At 44.5% G+C, this 18,286-nt stretch carries 14 protein-coding genes and 2 tRNA genes; 15 read left to right on the top strand and 1 reads right to left on the bottom strand.

Translation table 11 applies throughout. The features are described 5' to 3' along the window. Window positions 1-113: 113 nt before the first annotated feature. From folP to rpsO, 12 genes are all read left to right on the top strand, one after another. Window positions 114-899, top strand: a complete 786-nt coding sequence (gene folP, locus AC0VXX_RS12685; protein WP_475517025.1) for a dihydropteroate synthase — start codon at window positions 114-116, stop codon at window positions 897-899. A gap of 133 nt (window positions 900-1,032) precedes the next feature. Then, complete coding sequence (gene glmM / locus AC0VXX_RS12680) at window positions 1,033-2,364, top strand: phosphoglucosamine mutase (RefSeq protein WP_475514537.1); 1,332 nt, start codon at window positions 1,033-1,035, stop codon at window positions 2,362-2,364. Window positions 2,365-2,545: 181 nt separating this feature from the next. Continuing rightward, window positions 2,546-3,328, top strand: coding sequence for a triose-phosphate isomerase (gene tpiA / locus AC0VXX_RS12675; RefSeq protein WP_110458241.1), 783 nt, complete (start codon window positions 2,546-2,548; stop codon window positions 3,326-3,328). A 1-nt stretch (window position 3,329) separates the two neighbouring features. Further along, window positions 3,330-3,674, top strand: a complete 345-nt coding sequence (gene secG, locus AC0VXX_RS12670; protein WP_110458240.1) for a preprotein translocase subunit SecG — start codon at window positions 3,330-3,332, stop codon at window positions 3,672-3,674. Between the two features lie 119 nt (window positions 3,675-3,793). Beyond that, a tRNA-Leu gene (locus AC0VXX_RS12665) sits at window positions 3,794-3,879 on the top strand. 103 nt (window positions 3,880-3,982) lie between these two features. Continuing rightward, window positions 3,983-4,059 (top strand) — tRNA-Met (locus AC0VXX_RS12660). Window positions 4,060-4,218: 159 nt separating this feature from the next. Then, the gene (gene rimP, locus AC0VXX_RS12655; protein WP_110458239.1) at window positions 4,219-4,674 is read left to right on the top strand and encodes a ribosome maturation factor RimP; all 456 of its coding nucleotides are present in this window, start codon (window positions 4,219-4,221) and stop codon (window positions 4,672-4,674) included. A 27-nt stretch (window positions 4,675-4,701) separates the two neighbouring features. After that, window positions 4,702-6,201: a transcription termination factor NusA gene (gene nusA / locus AC0VXX_RS12650; protein WP_119978318.1), complete on the top strand. Its 1,500-nt coding sequence runs from the start codon at window positions 4,702-4,704 to the stop codon at window positions 6,199-6,201. Between the two features lie 26 nt (window positions 6,202-6,227). Then, window positions 6,228-8,888 carry a translation initiation factor IF-2 gene (gene infB, locus AC0VXX_RS12645; protein WP_475514536.1) on the top strand — a complete coding sequence of 887 codons (2,661 nt, stop codon included), beginning with the start codon at window positions 6,228-6,230 and terminating at the stop codon, window positions 8,886-8,888. Between the two features lie 52 nt (window positions 8,889-8,940). Then, window positions 8,941-9,363 (top strand): 30S ribosome-binding factor RbfA, encoded by a 423-nt coding sequence (gene rbfA / locus AC0VXX_RS12640; RefSeq protein WP_475514535.1) that lies wholly within the window; start codon window positions 8,941-8,943, stop codon window positions 9,361-9,363. Then, on the top strand, window positions 9,363-10,310 hold the full coding sequence (gene truB, locus AC0VXX_RS12635; RefSeq protein ID WP_475514534.1) for a tRNA pseudouridine(55) synthase TruB: 948 nt from the start codon (window positions 9,363-9,365) through the stop codon (window positions 10,308-10,310). Before rbfA ends, truB begins: the two co-directional genes overlap by 1 nt. 96 nt (window positions 10,311-10,406) lie before the next feature. Continuing rightward, complete coding sequence (gene rpsO / locus AC0VXX_RS12630) at window positions 10,407-10,676, top strand: 30S ribosomal protein S15 (RefSeq protein WP_119978316.1); 270 nt, start codon at window positions 10,407-10,409, stop codon at window positions 10,674-10,676. A gap of 114 nt (window positions 10,677-10,790) precedes the next feature. On the opposite strand, the gene AC0VXX_RS12625 is transcribed toward rpsO, so the two are convergent. Further along, window positions 10,791-12,824, bottom strand: coding sequence for a putative bifunctional diguanylate cyclase/phosphodiesterase (locus AC0VXX_RS12625; protein ID WP_475514533.1), 2,034 nt, complete (start codon window positions 12,822-12,824; stop codon window positions 10,791-10,793). Window positions 12,825-13,017: 193 nt separating this feature from the next. Between AC0VXX_RS12625 and pnp the strand changes: the two genes are divergently transcribed. From pnp to prfC, 3 genes are all read left to right on the top strand, one after another. Beyond that, entirely contained in the window at window positions 13,018-15,120 is a 2,103-nt protein-coding gene (gene pnp / locus AC0VXX_RS12620; protein ID WP_475514532.1) for a polyribonucleotide nucleotidyltransferase, read from the top strand. A 130-nt stretch (window positions 15,121-15,250) separates the two neighbouring features. Next, window positions 15,251-16,141 carry a lipoprotein NlpI gene (gene nlpI / locus AC0VXX_RS12615; RefSeq protein ID WP_475517024.1) on the top strand — a complete coding sequence of 297 codons (891 nt, stop codon included), beginning with the start codon at window positions 15,251-15,253 and terminating at the stop codon, window positions 16,139-16,141. Between the two features lie 424 nt (window positions 16,142-16,565). Next, window positions 16,566-18,152, top strand: a complete 1,587-nt coding sequence (gene prfC / locus AC0VXX_RS12610) for a peptide chain release factor 3 (RefSeq protein ID WP_475514531.1) — start codon at window positions 16,566-16,568, stop codon at window positions 18,150-18,152. The last annotated feature ends 134 nt before the right edge of the window (window positions 18,153-18,286 follow it).

Raw genomic sequence — 18,286 nt, 5'->3', positions numbered from 1 at the left:
TATTGAGGGAGCAGGTTAGTATTACTCAGCGTAAAAATAGTCATAAGGTCGAGGATCCTCTTTTGCAATTAGTTAGTAGACAGAAAACATTAGATTTAAACCAACCTAGAGTCATGGGGATATTAAATACCACACCAGATTCTTTTTCTGATGGCGGCAGGTACTCGCATTTTGAACATGCTTGCCAGCATGCCGAGCAGATGATTGCTGCTGGTGCCGACATTATTGATATTGGCGGCGAGTCTACCCGCCCTGGTGCGGCAGAGGTTTCTTTACAAGAAGAGCTAGATAGAGTTATCCCACTGGTAGAATATATTCATGCCCGTCACGAGGTATGGATATCTATCGATACCAGTAAAGCGCAGGTGATGGCGCAGGGGGTTAAAGCTGGAGCAGATCTCATTAATGATGTCAGGGCACTGCAAGAACCGGGCGCGTTAACAACGGCTGCAGCCCTCGGCGTTCCTGTTTGTTTAATGCATATGCAAGGTCAGCCTCGTACTATGCAAGAATTGCCTCAATATAATGATGTTATTGCTGATGTTACTCAATTTTTTGCTGAACGTATTCAAGCCTGTATTGATGCTTCAATACCTCGCTCACACATTATTCTAGATCCAGGTTTCGGATTCGGAAAAAGCTTGGCACACAATTACGAGTTACTGAATCGTTTGGCTGAGTTTAAGCATTTTGAATTGCCACTGCTGATAGGGTTATCGCGTAAGAGTATGATCGGCCAATTATTATCAGCAAGTGTCGAGCAGAGATTAGCTGGCAGTTTAGCCGCGGGTATGTTGAGTCTTCAGCGCGGTGCACATATTCTTCGAGTGCATGATGTAAAAGAGACTGTGGACATGATTGCCGTTATGCAGGCAATGGAGCACTATAAAACACTGTAAGTGAGCTTGATAAGCGATAAAATACAGCATTTGTGGTTAAGTGTCGGCACTTTTGGGTCGCTTAGTCAGTGATGCTTATCAGTACACATTGTAAAAAATGAAGTCCTAAGAAAGGACTCAAGGGGTTAATATTGTGAGAAAGTTTTTTGGCACCGATGGCATTAGAGGCAAGGTCGGCTCAGGTAAAATGACGCCTGAATTGGCGTTAAAATTGGGCTGGGCAGCGGGTAGGGTATTATCGCGGTCTGGTACCAATAAGGTGATTATTGGTAAGGATACTCGAATTTCAGGTTACCTATTTGAATCTGCGATGGAAGCGGGCCTGTCTGCTGCCGGATTAAATGTGATGCTAATGGGGCCGATGCCGACGCCTGCGGTCGCGTATTTAACCCGTACCTTTAGAGCCGAAGCGGGCGTAGTGATCAGTGCGTCACATAATCCCTATTATGATAACGGCATTAAATTCTTTTCCAATGATGGCAGTAAATTGGACGATGCCATCGAGCTTGAGATTGAAGCTGAACTAGAAAAGCCGCTTGTCTGTGTTGAGTCTCATCTACTAGGTAAAGTGTCACGTATCGAAGATGCACCTGGCCGATATATTGAGTATTGCAAAGGTAATTTCCCCGCCGAACATACCCTCAAAGGGCTTAAAATTGTGGTCGATTGTGCCCATGGCGCCACTTATCATATTGCCCCTAATGTTTTTCGTGAGCTTGGCGCCGATGTTGTTGTGATTGGTGCATCGCCTAATGGCACCAATATCAACCATGAGGTGGGGGCCACCTCAATGGGCAAGATCCGTGAAACGGTCATTGCAGAACAAGCCGATCTAGGTATTGCACTCGATGGCGATGGCGATCGCATCATGATGGTCAATCGTCATGGTAAGGTGATCGATGGTGACGAGATCCTATATATTTTAGCTTGTGATGCACAGGACAGAGGCATACTTAAAGGTGGGGTTGTCGGTACCTTAATGTCCAACCTCGGGTTAGCTCTTGCCCTTAAGGCGCGAGGCATCGCTTTTGCTCGCTCTAAAGTCGGCGACCGCTATGTGATGGAGATGCTGAAAAAGAACCAATGGCGTATTGGCGGCGAAAATTCAGGTCATATTTTGAATTTAGATCACGGTACAACTGGTGACGGTATCATTGCGGGTATTTTAGTCTTAGCCGCAATGTGCCGTAAGCAAGCGACGTTGGAAGAACTGACCGAAGGCATTAAAATGCTACCGCAAGTCCTGGTTAATGTTCGTTTTGAAGGCAGCCATGATCCACTCAAAGCTGAGAGCGTGTTAGCGGCTAAAATTGAGGTCGAGAAACTACTGGGCGATCGCGGTCGGGTATTGTTACGTAAGTCGGGAACTGAGCCGCTGATCCGTGTGATGGTTGAGGGAGATGTAGCCAGTGATGTGACTCGTCACGCAAATACCATCGCCGATGCTATCAGGGCATTGGTCTAATTAGTTTTTACGCGTAAGATCAACAGGATTTAATCTTTTAAGGTTAAATCCTGTTCGTTTACCATCCGTTAAGGGTAAAAAGTAGCCGAGCGGTACGTTTATAGCAAAAATTCGCTATTTAGGTATTGTAAGTTAACAAGTGGTTCGCTATTATTCACGCCGCTTTCAGAAGGAGACAGTGATGGCACTAAGACGCCCAATGGTCGCTGGTAACTGGAAAATGAATGGCACAGCGCAATTAGCGCAAGAGCTATTTAATAAATTCGCTACCAAGCTTCAAAACGATTCTGCGGAAGTAGTCTTATGTCCGCCAAGTATATTTCTTGAAAGTGTACGGCAGCAGCTTGATGCTAATAAAGAAGCCTTAAATGGTTGTCTAGTCAGAATGGGCGCACAAAACGTAAGTCAACATGACTTCGGTGCTTATACTGGTGAAGTGTCAGGGCAAATGCTAAAAGATTCAGGATGTCGATATGTTATTATCGGTCACTCCGAACGTCGTCGTATGTACGGCGAAACTAGTGATATCGTAGCAGAGAAATTTGCTGCAGCTCAAAAGCACGGTTTGACCCCAATCTTATGTGTTGGTGAGTCAGGTCCAGCTCGTGAAGCAAGACGCACTTTTGAAGTGATTGCTGAAGAGCTAGACATAGTCATTGAAAAAAATGGTACCATGGCTTTTGATAACGCGATTATCGCCTACGAACCCTTATGGGCAGTAGGAACGGGTAAGAGCGCTACGCCAGAGCAGGCACAAGAAGTTCATGCGTTTATACGCAAGCGTCTCTCTGAAGTGTCTCCATTTATTGGAGAGAATATCAGGATTTTGTACGGTGGTAGCGTAACGCCGAGTAATGCAGCAGATCTATTTGCTCAACCTGATGTAGATGGTGGACTGATAGGCGGTGCAAGCTTAAACTCTACCGAGTTTTTAAGTTTATGTTCGATAGCAATGAGCGCATAATATGTACGAAGTTCTAATGGTTATATACTTGTTGGTTGCACTAGGTCTCGTAGGCCTAATTTTAATCCAGCAGGGTAAAGGTGCTGATATGGGAGCCTCTTTTGGCGCCGGAGCATCAGCAACATTATTCGGATCTTCAGGGTCGGGTAATTTTTTAACACGTTCTACTGCCATTTTGGCAATTGCATTTTTTGCATTAAGTCTAACCATAGGTAACTTAAGTGCAAATCACGCTAAAAATGAAGAATCGTGGAAAGATTTAGGTGCAGACGCTGCAGCAGTTACTGAACAAGTGACTGATGCAACTGAAAGCCAAACTCAGTCAGAAGATAAAATTCCTGACTAAGGTTTTAGCTTAATAGGCTAAATCAAGACGTCAATGTTATTGACGTGACTATTAAGTCTCTTGGTAATCCTCATTACCAACTAAATAGAGACAAGATAGTTAAAGTGTAACAATCACATGCGGATGTGGTGGAATTGGTAGACACGCCATCTTGAGGGGGTGGTGAGCTATGCTCGTGGGGGTTCAAGTCCCCCCATCCGCACCAAATTTAGATTAATATCACATTGGTCTGAGTTAAATAAAGTAGCGATATAAGCAGCTTTATTATTGCAAATATGGGTCACTATCCATATAATTGCAGCAGTTGTCGCGGGGTGGAGCAGTTTGGTAGCTCGTCGGGCTCATAACCCGAAGGTCGTCGGTTCAAATCCGGCCCCCGCAACCAGTTTCCCAGTAGTGAAGATACTCTTCATTTCTGTTACAGGTTCTGAATGCTATGACCTCGTGATTACGGGGTTTTTTGTTATCTGGACTTTTAAAATATCGCTATTTAGCGATGTCATACTGGGGCTTTAGGCCCTTTTTTGTTTTTCGGGGGGTAACCTTGGCAACTTTAGAAAGTAAACTGGAACAGATGCTTATCGCACCAGTTGAAGCATTAGGCCACAGTCTTTGGGGTATTGAATTCGTACATGCGGGTAAACATTCAATCTTGCGTGTTTATATCGACAATGAAAAAGGCATCTTTATTGACGATTGTGCCGACGTGAGTCGTCAAGTCAGTGCCGTACTCGATGTCGAAGACCCCATTTCAACCGAATACACATTAGAAGTTTCTTCTCCAGGTGTAGATAGACCGCTATTTAATGCGGCGCAATATGCGCTCTACATCGGTGAAACTGTAAAGGTTCAATTGACTATGCCTGTTGCAGGTAGTCGTAATTTAAAAGGTACCGTCGTGGGTGTAGAGGGGCAAATGCTTACTCTGGCTGTCGATGGCAACGAACTGATTATTGCCCTGGATAACATCCGTAAAGGCAACTTAATCGCTAAGTTTTGATGGATTCAAGGTGAACGAGGCAAGAGGATGAATAAAGAGATTCTGCTAGTCGCTGAGGCGGTTTCAAATGAGAAAGCCGTGCCGCGCGAAAAGATTTTTGAAGCGTTAGAAATAGCGCTCGCCACAGCAACCAAGAAAAAGTATGAAGGCGATATTGAAGTTCGTGTCGCTATCGACCGTAAAACGGGTGCTTATGAAACTTTCCGTCGTTGGATGGTGGTTGACGATAATGGTGAAGCGTTAGAAAATCCATTTCGCGAAATTACATTAGAAGCGGCGAAATACGAAGACCCAGAGATCCAAGTCGGTGATTATATCGAAGATGAGATCGAATCTGTGGTGTTTGACCGTATTACGACCCAAACAGCTAAGCAAGTGATCGTACAAAAAGTACGTGAAGCTGAGCGTGCACAAATCGTTGATCAATTCCGCGAGAAAGAAGGTGAGTTGATCACTGGTGTGGTGAAGAAGAGTAACCGTGAAAGTGTCGTGGTTGATTTAGGTAACAATGCTGATGCAGTGTTATTTAAAGAAGACTTGATCTCACGTGAAAGCTTCCGCCCTGGTGACCGTGTTCGTGCATTGTTATATGCCGTACGTCCAGAAGCGCGTGGTGCACAGCTGTTTTTAACGCGTACTAAACCGGAAATGCTCATGGAGCTGTTCCGTGTTGAAGTACCTGAAATTGCAGACGAAATGATTGAAATCATGGGGGCTGCTCGTGATCCAGGCTCTCGTGCCAAAATCGCTGTTAAATCCAACGACCGTCGTATCGATCCTATCGGTGCATGTGTTGGTATGCGTGGTGCACGTGTTCAAGCTGTTTCTAATGAGTTAGGTGGCGAGCGTGTTGATATTGTGCTTTGGGATGACAATCCAGCACAGTTTGTTATCAACGCTATGGCACCAGCTGATGTGGCATCTATCATTGTTGATGAAGATAACCACTCAATGGATATTGCTGTTGAAGCAGATTCATTGGCGCAAGCTATTGGCCGTAACGGTCAAAACGTGCGTCTAGCAACCCAGTTATCGGGATGGGAGCTAAACGTAATGACAGTGGCTGATATGCAAGCTAAACACCAAGCGGAAAGTGCGAAGGTAGTTAACTTGTTTGTTAGCGCATTGGATGTCGATGAAGATTTTGCTCAGGTACTTGCTGATGAAGGTTTTACTTCATTAGAGGAGATTGCTTATGTACCAGAAACTGAGCTACTGGACATCGACGGATTCGACGAAGATATCGTTGAATCATTGAGAGAACGTGCGAAAGCCGCTATCTCTACACGGGCTCTGGCGTCCGAAGAAGCACTCGATGGTGCTGAGCCGAGCGAAGATTTACTTGCCTTAGAAGGTTTAGAGCGTCATTTGGCGTATGTGCTGGCAAGTAAAGGCGTAATTACGCTTGAAGATTTAGCCGAACAAGGCATTGATGATTTGATCGAGATTGAAGAATTAACAGAACAAAAGGCTGGTGAGCTCATCATGGCAGCCCGCAATATCTGTTGGTTTGGCGAAGAAGCATAAGTCGATCAACAGAGGGGATTTTACAGATGGCAGAAACTACAGTAGAAAAACTGGCGGTAGAAGTTGGCAAAAGTGCTGAACGTTTAGTTGAGCAGTTTTCCGAGGCTGGTATTAAGAAAAGTAAAAGCGATACTGTTTCAGAACAAGAAAAGCAGCAACTGCTGGATTTCTTGAAGAAACAGCATGGTGGCGATGCAGCGCCAACCAAGATGACATTACAGCGTAAATCTGTCTCAACACTCAGTGTTGCAGGTAGTGGTGGTCAATCTAAAGACGTGAAAGTAGAAGTGCGTAAGAAACGTACTTTTGTTAAGCGCGATCCAGCTGTAGAAGCTGAAGCAGAAGCTAAAGCCAAGGCAGAAGCTGAAGCTCAAGCTGCAGCAGAAGCAGAAGCTAAGGCAAAAGCCGCAGCAGAAGCTAAAGCCAAGGCTGAGGCCGATGCAGCCGCAAAAGCTAAGGCAAAAGCAGAAGCTGAAGCCAAAGCTAAAAAAGCCGCTGAAGCTAAGCCAGCAGTTCCAGAAACTGCTGAAGAGAAAGCAGCCAAACTTGAAGAGGCGCGTTTGTTAGCAGCAAAAGAAGCAGCAGCAAAACAAAAGCTCGATGAAGAAGCCAAAGCGGCAGCGGATGAAGCTCGTCGTTTAGCTGAAGAAAACGAGAAGCGTTGGGCGGAAGAAGAACGTCTGCGTAAAGAATCTGAAAAAAGTGCTGATCATCACGTCACTACGTCTACCGAAGCGCGTGCGGCAGAAGATACTGCTGATATGAACGCTGAAAAACGTGGTCGTCGTGTGCGTAAACCTGCAGGCGGCAAAGCTGCTACGAATAAGAAGCGTGGCGGTAAAGATACCCGTGGTGGACGCGACCGTAATGGCCGTAATCAGCGTAACGCTCCAGAATCAATGGATCATGGCTTTAACAAGCCTGTCGCTGCTGTTAGCCGTGATGTAAGCATTGGTGAAACGGTAACGGTTGCTGAGTTAGCTCAGAAGATGGCTGTTAAAGCCACTGAAATCATCAAGCAGATGATGAAGATGGGCTCTATGGTTACTATTAACCAAGTGCTTGATCAAGAAACTGCACAGATGGTTGCCGAAGAGATGGGTCACAAGGTTGTGCTAACTCGTGAAAACGAACTTGAACATCAAGTGCTTGCCGATCGTGACGCTAACGTTAAGCTTGAGCCTCGTGCACCAGTTGTGACCATCATGGGTCACGTTGACCACGGTAAAACATCGCTACTCGATTATATTCGTCGTGCGAAAGTGGCCTCAGGTGAAGCGGGTGGTATTACCCAGCATATCGGTGCTTACCACGTTGAAACCGAAAATGGCATGATCACTTTCTTAGATACTCCTGGTCACGCCGCGTTTACCGCTATGCGTGCTCGTGGTGCTAAGGCAACCGATATTGTTATTTTGGTGGTTGCAGCAGATGATGGTGTGATGCCACAAACGATTGAAGCGATTCAACACGCTAAAGCCGGTGGTGTTCCGCTTATCGTTGCAGTGAACAAAATTGATAAGCCAGAGGCTGATCCTGATCGCGTTAAGTCTGAGTTATCTCAGCACGGCGTAATGTCTGAAGATTGGGGCGGAAACAACATGTTCTGTCACGTGTCTGCTAAGACTGGTGAAGGTATCGACGAATTACTTGAAGGTATCTTGCTTGAAGCCGAAGTATTAGAGCTTAAAGCGGTTCGTGAAGGTATGGCAGCTGGTGTTGTTGTGGAATCTAAGCTTGATAAAGGCCGTGGCCCTGTGGCTACCGTACTGGTTCAAGAAGGTACCCTAAGACAAGGTGATGTTGTTCTGTGTGGTCTTGAGTACGGTAAAGTCCGTGCGATGAAAGATGAGAACGGTAATGCTATCACTGAAGCGGGTCCATCGATTCCTGTCGAGATCTTAGGTTTGTCAGGTGTACCATCAGCTGGTGACGAAGCAACCGTTGTACGTGATGAGCGTAAAGCGCGTGAAGTTGCACTGTACCGTCAAGGTAAGTTCCGCGATGTGAAACTTGCTCGTCAGCAGAAGTCTAAGCTTGAAAACATGTTTGCTAACATGACAGAAGGCGAAGTTCAGGAGCTTAACATCGTGCTTAAGGCCGATGTACAAGGTTCACTTGAAGCGATTTCTGATTCACTTAACAAGCTGTCTACCGATGAAGTTAAAGTTAACATCATTGCTAGCGGTGTAGGTGGATTGACCGAGACTGATGCATCACTTGCAGCAGCATCAAATGCGATTATGGTTGGCTTTAACGTTCGTGCCGATGCACAAGCGCGTAAGACTATCGACAGCGAAAGTGTTGACCTACGTTATTACAGCGTTATCTATCATCTTATCGATGAAGTTCGCGCTGCAATGGGCGGCATGTTAGCGCCAGAATTTAAGCAAGAGATCATTGGTCTTGCTGAAGTTCGTGATGTGTTTAAGTCGCCTAAGATTGGTGCTATTGCTGGCTGTATGGTTACCGAAGGTACCATTAAGCGTAGCGCGCCAATTCGTGTACTGCGTGATAACGTGGTTATTTACGAAGGTGAACTTGAGTCACTGCGTCGCTTTAAAGATGATGTTAGCGAAGTGCGTAATGGCATGGAGTGTGGTATCGGTGTGAAGAACTATAATGACGTCAGAGTTGGCGATCAGATAGAGGTCTTCGAAACGATCGAAATCGCTCGAACCTTATAATCGAAAAGGGGCGGCGCAAGCCGCCTTTTTTAGTTAAGAGATGGCAATAATTATGGCAAAAGAATTTAGTCGTACCCGTCGTATTGCTCAGCAGCTCCAGCAAGAGCTTGCTCAAGTGTTACAGCGTGATATAAAAGATCCGCGTATTGGTATGGTTACCGTCAATGACGTCGATGTGTCTCGCGATCTCAGCTACGCCAAAGTCTATGTTACCTTCTTTGAAGAGGACAAAGCTGTGGTCGAGGAAAAGCTTGCTGCATTAGAAACCGCCGCTGGATATGTTCGTTCATTGGTCGCCGGCCGTATGAAGCTGCGTGTGATGCCTGAAATTCGATTTATTTATGATGCATCGTTAGTTGAAGGTATGCGTATGTCTAACTTGGTGAGCCAAGTGATCAGCTCTGATCAGGCTAAAGCGAAAGAGCATGGTTCTGACGTAGCAGACACTGATGAACATGAGCAAGGTGATAAGTAATGGCGCGTAAACCTAAAGGTCGGTTTATCGACGGCATAGTGCTACTCGATAAAGACACTGGGATGAGCTCCAACTTTGCATTGCAGCGTGTTAAGCGTATATACAATGCCGCTAAAGCGGGGCATACCGGTGCTTTAGATCCATTAGCTACCGGTATGTTACCTATCTGCCTTGGTGAAGCGACCAAATTTTCGCAGCACTTACTTGATGCAGATAAGCGTTATTTAGTCACGGCGAAACTGGGTGTACGCACCGATACCAGTGACTCTGATGGTGAAGTGGTACAAACGCGTCCGCTCAATTTTACCCAGGCACAACTTGAAGAGGCCTTAGCGTCTTTTCGCGGTGAGACCATGCAAGTGCCTTCAATGTTTTCGGCATTGAAATATCAAGGTCAACCACTGTATAAGTATGCGCGTGAAGGGATTGAAGTACCTAGAGAGGCAAGGCCTATAACCGTATATGAGCTTAATTTTATTAAGCTAGATGGTGATGAGCTAACCTTGGAGATCCATTGTTCTAAAGGTACCTACATTCGCACCATTACCGATGATTTAGGTGAGATGCTCGGTTGCGGTGCTCATGTCATCATGCTGCGCCGCACTGGTGTGGCTGGTTACCCTTATGACAAGATGGTCACGCTTGAACAGTTAGAGGCGTTATTAGCCCGAGCTGAAAGTGAGCAGCGCCCACCGAAAGAGCTACTCGACCCGTTATTGCTACCAATGGATACCGCGGTTAGTAGCTTTAAAGAGATCAATGTATCTAGTGAGTTGGCACATTACCTCATGAATGGTAATCCAGTTCAGGTAGCCAATTTACCTATTGACCAATTAGTGAGAATTACCATTGGTGATGAGCACAAATTTGTTGGTATTGGTGAAATGAATGATGACGGCTTGCTAGCGCCCAAGCGCCTGATTGTTTTACGTGATGAACAGGCTTAATGCTTGCAAGTGATGACTAAAATCGTTACTATATCGCGCTCTCTTTGGCTGAGTTAGTGATCGGCTAAAGTATTTATATTATTTTTGGAGATAAAAATGTCACTAAGTACAGAAGTAAAAGCACAAATTTTGGCTGATTTCGGTCGTTGTGAGAATGATACTGGTTCTACTGAAGTTCAAGTAGCTCTTTTGACTGCACAGATCAACCATCTGCAAGGTCACTTCAAAGAGCACATCCATGATCATCATTCACGTCGTGGTTTGCTTCGTATGGTTAGCTCTCGTCGTAAGCTTCTTGCTTACCTTAAGCGTACTGAAAACGTTCGCTACCAAGAACTGATCAAAAAGCTAGGTCTACGTCGCTAATATTACATTAGTGTATGGTAGTAAATAAAGGAGGCTAAGCCTCCTTTTTTTTGCTTATATTTCAGTAAAATCAATGAATAATATACACTATGTATTAGCTATCTATTTCTCGTTTTATATCTGACTAATAGTTGCGGTATTTGGCGCAATATATTTAGCTTCAAATTCATCTAATGGCAGTGGTTGACTGTAATAGAATCCCTGACCAATTTCACAATTCATCTGCTTTAACCAATTCAATTGGGCTTCATTTTCAATGCCCTCTGCAACAATGTGTAAATTAAGTTGCTGACCTAACATTAAAATTGTCGAGGCTATCGGACTTTCGTGTGGCAAGTCATTTACGAAACAGCGATCGATTTTCATGGTGGTAATAGGCAAATGCTTGAGGTAAGACAAAGATGAGTAACCGATACCAAAGTCATCCACAGCGATACTAAAACCGGCCGATTTTAGCTGCTCCAGTTTATTGATGGCCAATTCGATATCGTTCATCAATGACGTTTCGGTGATCTCAAACTCAAGTAAATGTGGCTCGATTTGGTACCTTAAGGAGAGCTGTTTGATATCAGGTACTAAACTGGGGTCCGCAAACTGCTGTGAGGCCACATTGACGGCTATAGGTAATGCTACGTTGTAACGTCGTTGCCAATGTTTGAGGGTTTTGCAGGCTTCTTCTATAACCCAGCGCCCTAGTGGAATGATGATGCCAGTCTCCTCGGCGATGGGAATAAATGCCATTGGGCTGATCAGACGTCCCTCTTTTTTCCAACGAATTAACGCTTCACAGGCGACGACCTCACCCGTTTTAATATTAAACTTGGGTTGAAAGTACAATAAAAACTCATTGTTTTTAAAGGCATCATGTAATGAGGCTTCGGTTCTTAACCGTACTGCAGCGCGCTCTGTCATTTGCTGTTTAAAGAATGCCCACTGATTAGTGCCGGCTGCTTTGGCGCTGTACATGGCAATATCGGCATGGCGGATCAAGTCTTCAGCAGTTAAGCCGTCATCTGGGTATAGTGCGATACCGACTGATGCCGCTGGATGGATAGTGTGCTCGTTAAGTTGCAGTGGGAGGTTGAGTTCCACTAACAGTTTGTCGACTAAGTCAGCGGCTTGATCCGGTGTATGTGCTTCATTAGCTAAAATAACAAATTCATCACCGCCGAGCCTTGCGACCGTGCCTGTGTCGCCAATCACTCGTTCTAATACTCTAGCGATTCTGGCGAGGAATTGATCTCCCATCGCGTGTCCCAGTGAATCGTTAATGTTTTTAAAACGATCCAGATCGATAAAAAGTAGGCTAAAAGCTTGTTGATGTACGCGCGCACGCTGTATCGATATGGCGATTGTTTCGAGTAATAAGGTACGGTTAGAAAGCCCCGTAAGCGGGTCGCGGGTCGCCATTTTACGGAGTTTATTTTGAGTTTGACCAAACTGAATGAGGATTTGGTTAAATTTAGAGGTGACTAAACCTAGTTCATCATCCTTATGCTCAGGTGACATTGGCAGTAAGTTTTCATCAGGGGATTCAGGATCAATTTTATCAATCGCTTCGCTTATTTGTGCTATAGGTTTAGTCAAAAAGCGGTGAAACAGTACCGATAATACCAACGTTACCAACAGTGCCCTTAGTAAAGTTGCCAAGAAGCTAAATTTAAGCTGTGACAGTAGTGAGTCGGTTAATTGTTGAGTGTTATAACGAACAATCAAGGTACCGATAATTTCTGGTGATATGGCAACGTCGGATGTTGAGGGGCGGTGTAATGTCCGTGATGTTTGTTTTAGGTCACTAAACAGTCTTTGGCTGAGTAGACCTATGATGGCCCTGTCGCTTGGCGCATTGGCCATAGTGACAAATTGTATGCCGTCATCGAGCTGTATACTGGCTTGTGCTACATGCTCGACCTTTAACACGCCAGTTAAGGTTTGCTTGGCTAAATGATCATCCAGCGCCCATACCGCATTTGCGGCAGGCTGCTCAACAGAGTTGAGTAGTTCAAATTGCGCTTCGAGCAATTGTTGTCTGGCCGAAATGCTGACTAGTGCAATTTCGACAATGAAGATGGCAATGGCAAAAAAAAGCGCCGAAAATACCACTAAGGTTGTCTGTTTCCATGTTAATGACTTGAAACTCGCGCTCATTTGCCATTCCTATTTTGGCGACTCTTTACAGTATATTACAAAAAAAGCCGCTAGAGATTGCAGAAAACCACCTAACTTTCCACTTTAGAGAAAAGATTAAGCTTTGTCATCCACATGTGCTCTTTATCTATTGAATAGACTTGAAGTATACTTACACGGGAAAATAAGGTTATTAAATTAAGGAATGGTTCACGTGAATCCAATCGTAAAAAGTTTTGAATATGGTCAACATACAGTCACATTAGAGACTGGGGTTATTGCACGTCAAGCTGACGCTGCTGTTTTAGCAAGTATGGGTGATACAACAGTACTGGTAACTGTTGTCGGAAAGAAAGCTGAAGAGCCAGGTCGTGACTTTTTCCCGCTAACCGTTAATTATCAGGAAAAGACATACGCAGCAGGTAAGATCCCAGGTGGATTTTTCAAGCGCGAAGGTCGTCCATCTGAAAACGAAACACTGATTGCACGTCTTATTGACCGTCCAATCCGTCCACTATTTCCAAATGGCTTCAAGAATGAAGTTCAGGTAATTATCACAGTACTTTCTGTCGATCCTGAAATCAATCCTGATGTTATTTCTATGATTGGTACCTCTGCGGCGCTAGCTATCTCAGGCCTGCCGTTTAATGGTCCTTTGGGTGCTGCTCGTGTTGGTTATATCAATGGCGAGTACGTATTAAACCCTGAAGTTAGTCAACTTGTTGATAGCCAACTCGATTTGATTGTTGCTGGTACTCAAGGTGCAGTTCTGATGGTTGAATCAGAAGCCGATGCACTACCAGAAGAAGTTATGCTAGGTGGTGTGGTTTATGGTCATCAACAACAGCAATTAGTTATCGATGCGATTAGCGAACTAAAAGCCGAAGCTGGTAAGCCTGCTTGGGACTGGACTGCGCCAAAAGCGGATGAAGACTTAGTGGCGAAGATTAAGGTATTAGCTGAAGCAGAGATGACAGCAGCATACCAAATCACTGCTAAGCATGAACGTCGTGATGCCGTTAGTGCATTAAAAGAAGCGACCGTTGCCAAGTTAGTTGAAGAAGATGCTAACGTTGATTTACGTGAGCTAGACAAGTTACTGGGCAGCTTAGAAAAGAGTGTCGTACGTAACCGTATTATCGCAGGTAACCCACGTATCGATGGTCGCGAACCTGATATGGTACGTGCGCTTAGCGTGATGGCTGGCGTATTGCCACGTACTCACGGTAGTGCACTGTTTACTCGTGGTGAAACTCAGGCATTAGTAACCTGTACCTTAGGTACCGAGCGCGATGCGCAGAAAGTTGATAGCATCATGGGCGAATACACTAATCGCTTTATGTTGCATTACAACTTCCCTCCATACTCTGTTGGTGAAACAGGCATGGTTGGTTCACCAAAGCGTCGTGAAATTGGTCACGGTAAGCTAGCATGGCGTGGTATTAATGCGGTTATGCCATCTGCTGAAGAGTTCCCATACAGTGTTCGTGTCGTATCAGAAATTACTGAATCTAACGGTTCAAGTTCAATGGCTTCTGTTTGTGGTACCTCGTTAGCCTTAATGGATGCGGGTGTTCCAATCAAGACGTCTGTTGCTGGTATTGCTATGGGTCTTGTTAAAGAAGGTGATGATTTCGTCGTGCTTTCTGACATTCTAGGCGATGAAGATCACTTAGGTGACATGGACTTTAAAGTGGCGGGTACTCGCGACGGTATCACTGCATTGCAGATGGATATCAAGATTGAAGGTATCACACAAGAGATCATGCAAATTGCACTGCAACAAGCTTATGGCGCTCGTGTACATATTCTCAATGTGATGGACCAAGCCATTGGTTCACATCGTGACGATATCTCTGATCACGCTCCACGTATCACCACTATCAAGATCAACCCTGAGAAGATCCGTGACGTGATTGGTAAAGGTGGTGCAACTATTCGTGCTCTAACCGAAGAGACTGGCACGACTATCGAGCTTGAAGATGATGGTACTGTTAAGATCGCATCTTCAAACGGTGAAGCGACTCAAGAAGCGATTCGTCGTATTCAAGAGATCACTGCAGAAGTTGAAGTGGGCACTGTATATAACGGTAAAGTGGTTCGTATCGTTGATTTTGGTGCGTTTGTTACCATTCTTCCAGGTAAAGACGGCCTAGTACACATTTCTCAAATCGCTGAAGAGCGTGTAGCGAATGTGTCTGACTTCCTTGAAGTCGGTCAAGATGTAAAAGTGAAGGTGATGGAAGTTGATCGTCAAGGCCGTGTACGTCTTTCAATGAAAGAAGCTCAGCCTAAAGCGGAAACTGCTAGCGAGTAATTTTTTCGCTAATTAATTAAAGGAGACCTTTAGGTCTCCTTTTTTATTGGAATTTTTAAAATGCAGATAGCCGTTGCTATTAGGGATTGCTATGATTGAGGCTATTAGCGAAGCAAATAAGGTTAAATGGATGACTTATCAATTGCGTACAACTACAGTCGCGGTGATGGCTGCTCTGAGTATACTGCTTACAGGATGTGTATCGACTCAATTAGGACAAAATGCAGAGCAGGGCCAACTGATTGTTGCACCAGTAATGCCCGATTATAAGTTAGAAGTGACCCTTGCCCGCCTAAATGACATCTTAGCTTCAGCTGAATTGACCACAGAGCAACGTGCGCGCTTTCATTATGATCGTGGCGTCATTTACGACAGTGTTGGGTTACGCATTTTAAGCCGAATCGATTTTCATCAAGCGTTAAAACTACAGCCAAATTTAGCCGATGCCTATAATTTTCTTGGTATTTATTATACTCAAGAAGGTGAGTTTGAGAGTGCCTATGAGGCTTTCGATGCCGTATTAGAACTTTCACCCGATTATGACTATGCCTATTTAAATCGTGGTATCGCGCTCTACTACGGTGAACGTAATGAGTTAGCGCTAACCGATATGCAGAGCTTTTATGATGGTGATGATCAAGATGGTTATCGTGCATTATGGTTATACATAACTGAAGCTAAAATCGATATTGAACGAGCACAAAAGAATTTACGAGCCCACCGTAATAAATTGGCTGATAGTGCTTGGTCGACGATTATCATTGACTACTATTTAGGCGATGCTAGCCGAGAAAAAGTGTTTGATTTAGCCAAGCAGGGGTTAACACACCCTAATGAATATGCTGAGCGACTATGTGAAGCTTATTTTTATATTGCCAAAGTGGCACAACAACAGCAGCGCTACAATGATGCCGCTAATTACTTCCGTTTAGCGCTGGCCACCAATATTTATGATTTTGTCGAACATAGATATGCCAGAGTTGAGTTAGCTAGGATCAGCCAAAGCTTAAACGAAGAGTGATTATTCTAATGAGATAAATTGCATTGTTTTGGCTGGAAGAATAATAATTTGTTCAATGTCTTATCATTTTCCTTGTGACCGTGAAGAGTGAAACGCTTTTATAATAAGCTTTACTTTCAAATGGTTAGCAGGTTGCGTGCTAAGCAGTAAATATGCCATCGCATTATTTCTTTAGTCAATATGACGTTAAATCTATGTCTTTATGATTGAGGTTTAGTGCTAGTGTTACACTAAACCTCACATCTTGATCTTAGGCTTTAGTAAAAAAGCCCCATCTATCTGCACCGCATTGATTGTTTATAACGCCTAAATCGGTGAAAATAGGCGCCAATGATTATTCACCTAACGGATTGGTTAACGCAGTCGCCCCATGGGTTACAGTAACGCGTGCTCAATTTCGTGTACCAACTAAAAAGAACTTTTAATGGCTGACCAGACTTTCCTTAACGAAATCAATAAGCGAAGAACATTCGCTATTATCTCTCACCCCGATGCCGGTAAGACCACCATTACTGAAAAGGTATTACTGTTCGGCAACGCTTTGCAAAAAGCCGGTACGGTAAAAGGCAAAAAATCAGGCCAGCATGCTAAATCAGACTGGATGGAGATGGAAAAAGATCGTGGTATTTCTATTACCACCTCTGTGATGCAATTTCCTTATCGTGATGCCTTGGTTAACTTGCTTGATACTCCCGGTCACGAAGACTTTTCGGAAGACACTTATCGCACATTGACTGCCGTTGACTCTTGTTTGATGGTGATCGATTCGGCTAAAGGTGTTGAGCAACGTACCATCAAATTAATGGAAGTGACGCGTCTACGTGATACGCCTATTGTCACCTTCATGAACAAGCTCGACCGTGATATTCGAGATCCGATTGAGTTGATGGACGAAGTTGAAGATGTACTCAATATTGCTTGTGCTCCAATCACTTGGCCTATTGGTGCAGGTAAAGAGTTTAAAGGGGTCTATCACCTATTACGTGATGAGGTGATCCTGTATCAAAATGGTATGGGACATACGATTCAAGACTCGCGCGTCATTAAAGGGTTAAATAATCCGGAGCTAGACCAAGCCATTGGCAGCTATGCGCAAGAGATCCGTGATGAGATGGAACTCGTGTTAGGCGCCTCTAATGAGTTTGATTTAGATGCCTTCCTAAAAGGTGAGCTGACTCCGGTTTTCTTTGGTACTGCATTGGGTAACTTTGGTGTTGACCATATACTTGACGGTATCGTGCAGTGGGCTCCGCGTCCTCAGCCTCGAGAAACTGATGTCAGAGTCATGGACCCTGAAGAGCCAAAATTCAGTGGTTTTGTGTTTAAAATTCAAGCCAACATGGACCCTAAACACCGTGACCGTGTTGCCTTTATGCGTATCTGCACTGGACGTTACGAACAAGGCATGAAGATGCATCATGTGCGCATAGGTAAAGATGTCAATGTCAGTGATGCCTTGACCTTTATGGCTGGAGATCGTAATCGCGCTGAGGCGGCTTATCCTGGCGACATTATTGGTCTGCATAACCACGGTACTATTCGAATTGGTGATACCTTTACTCAAGGTGATAAATTTCGCTATACCGGCATCCCTAACTTTGCCCCGGAAATGTTCCGCCGTATTCGCTTAAAAGATCCATTAAAACAAAAGCAACTGCTAAAAGGCTTAGTGCAACTGTCGGAAGAGGGTGCCGTACAGGTGTTTAGACCTTTAGATACTAACGATTTAATCGTCGGCGCTGTCGGTGTGCTGCAGTTTGAGGTGGTTGTACAGCGCTTAAAAAGCGAATACAAAGTGGAAGCCATTTACGAAGCGATCAGCGTAGCAACGGCCCGCTGGGTTTATTGTGACGATCACAAAAAGCTGGATGATTTTAAGCGCAAGTGCAGCAATAACTTAGCACTTGATGGCGGCGATAACTTAACCTATATCGCCCCCACAATGGTTAATCTCAACTTGTCGATGGAGCGTTATCCAGATATTGAGTTTGCCAAAACACGCGAAAACTAAGGTTTAATCAAGCGTGGCTCGATATTATTGAGCTCAGCATTGCAGATAAAAAAGCAGACCCGTCTGCTTTTTTTGTGCCTAAAATAGAGTGGCTTTAGTCGTGTAATTTAAACCCCTTATTGTAAGCATGCTCG

The organism is Shewanella sp. QJM3NY_23 (assembly GCF_056173105.1).
This window is presented reverse-complemented; position numbering and strand designations above follow the sequence as displayed.

What these genes read in the sequence shown, in the direction of transcription:
- folP (WP_475517025.1), top strand. Translation starts at nt 114, where the DNA reads ATGGGGATATTAAATACCACACCAGATTCTTTTTCTGATGGCGGCAGG.
- tpiA (WP_110458241.1), top strand. Translation starts at nt 2,546, where the DNA reads ATGGCACTAAGACGCCCAATGGTCGCTGGTAACTGGAAAATGAATGGC.
- secG (WP_110458240.1), top strand. Translation starts at nt 3,330, where the DNA reads ATGTACGAAGTTCTAATGGTTATATACTTGTTGGTTGCACTAGGTCTC.
- nusA (WP_119978318.1), top strand. Translation starts at nt 4,702, where the DNA reads ATGAATAAAGAGATTCTGCTAGTCGCTGAGGCGGTTTCAAATGAGAAA.
- infB (WP_475514536.1), top strand. Translation starts at nt 6,228, where the DNA reads ATGGCAGAAACTACAGTAGAAAAACTGGCGGTAGAAGTTGGCAAAAGT.
- rbfA (WP_475514535.1), top strand. Translation starts at nt 8,941, where the DNA reads ATGGCAAAAGAATTTAGTCGTACCCGTCGTATTGCTCAGCAGCTCCAG.
- truB (WP_475514534.1), top strand. Translation starts at nt 9,363, where the DNA reads ATGGCGCGTAAACCTAAAGGTCGGTTTATCGACGGCATAGTGCTACTC.
- rpsO (WP_119978316.1), top strand. Translation starts at nt 10,407, where the DNA reads ATGTCACTAAGTACAGAAGTAAAAGCACAAATTTTGGCTGATTTCGGT.
- AC0VXX_RS12625 (WP_475514533.1), bottom strand. Translation starts at nt 12,824, where the DNA reads ATGAGCGCGAGTTTCAAGTCATTAACATGGAAACAGACAACCTTAGTG.
- nlpI (WP_475517024.1), top strand. Translation starts at nt 15,251, where the DNA reads ATGACTTATCAATTGCGTACAACTACAGTCGCGGTGATGGCTGCTCTG.
- prfC (WP_475514531.1), top strand. Translation starts at nt 16,566, where the DNA reads ATGGCTGACCAGACTTTCCTTAACGAAATCAATAAGCGAAGAACATTC.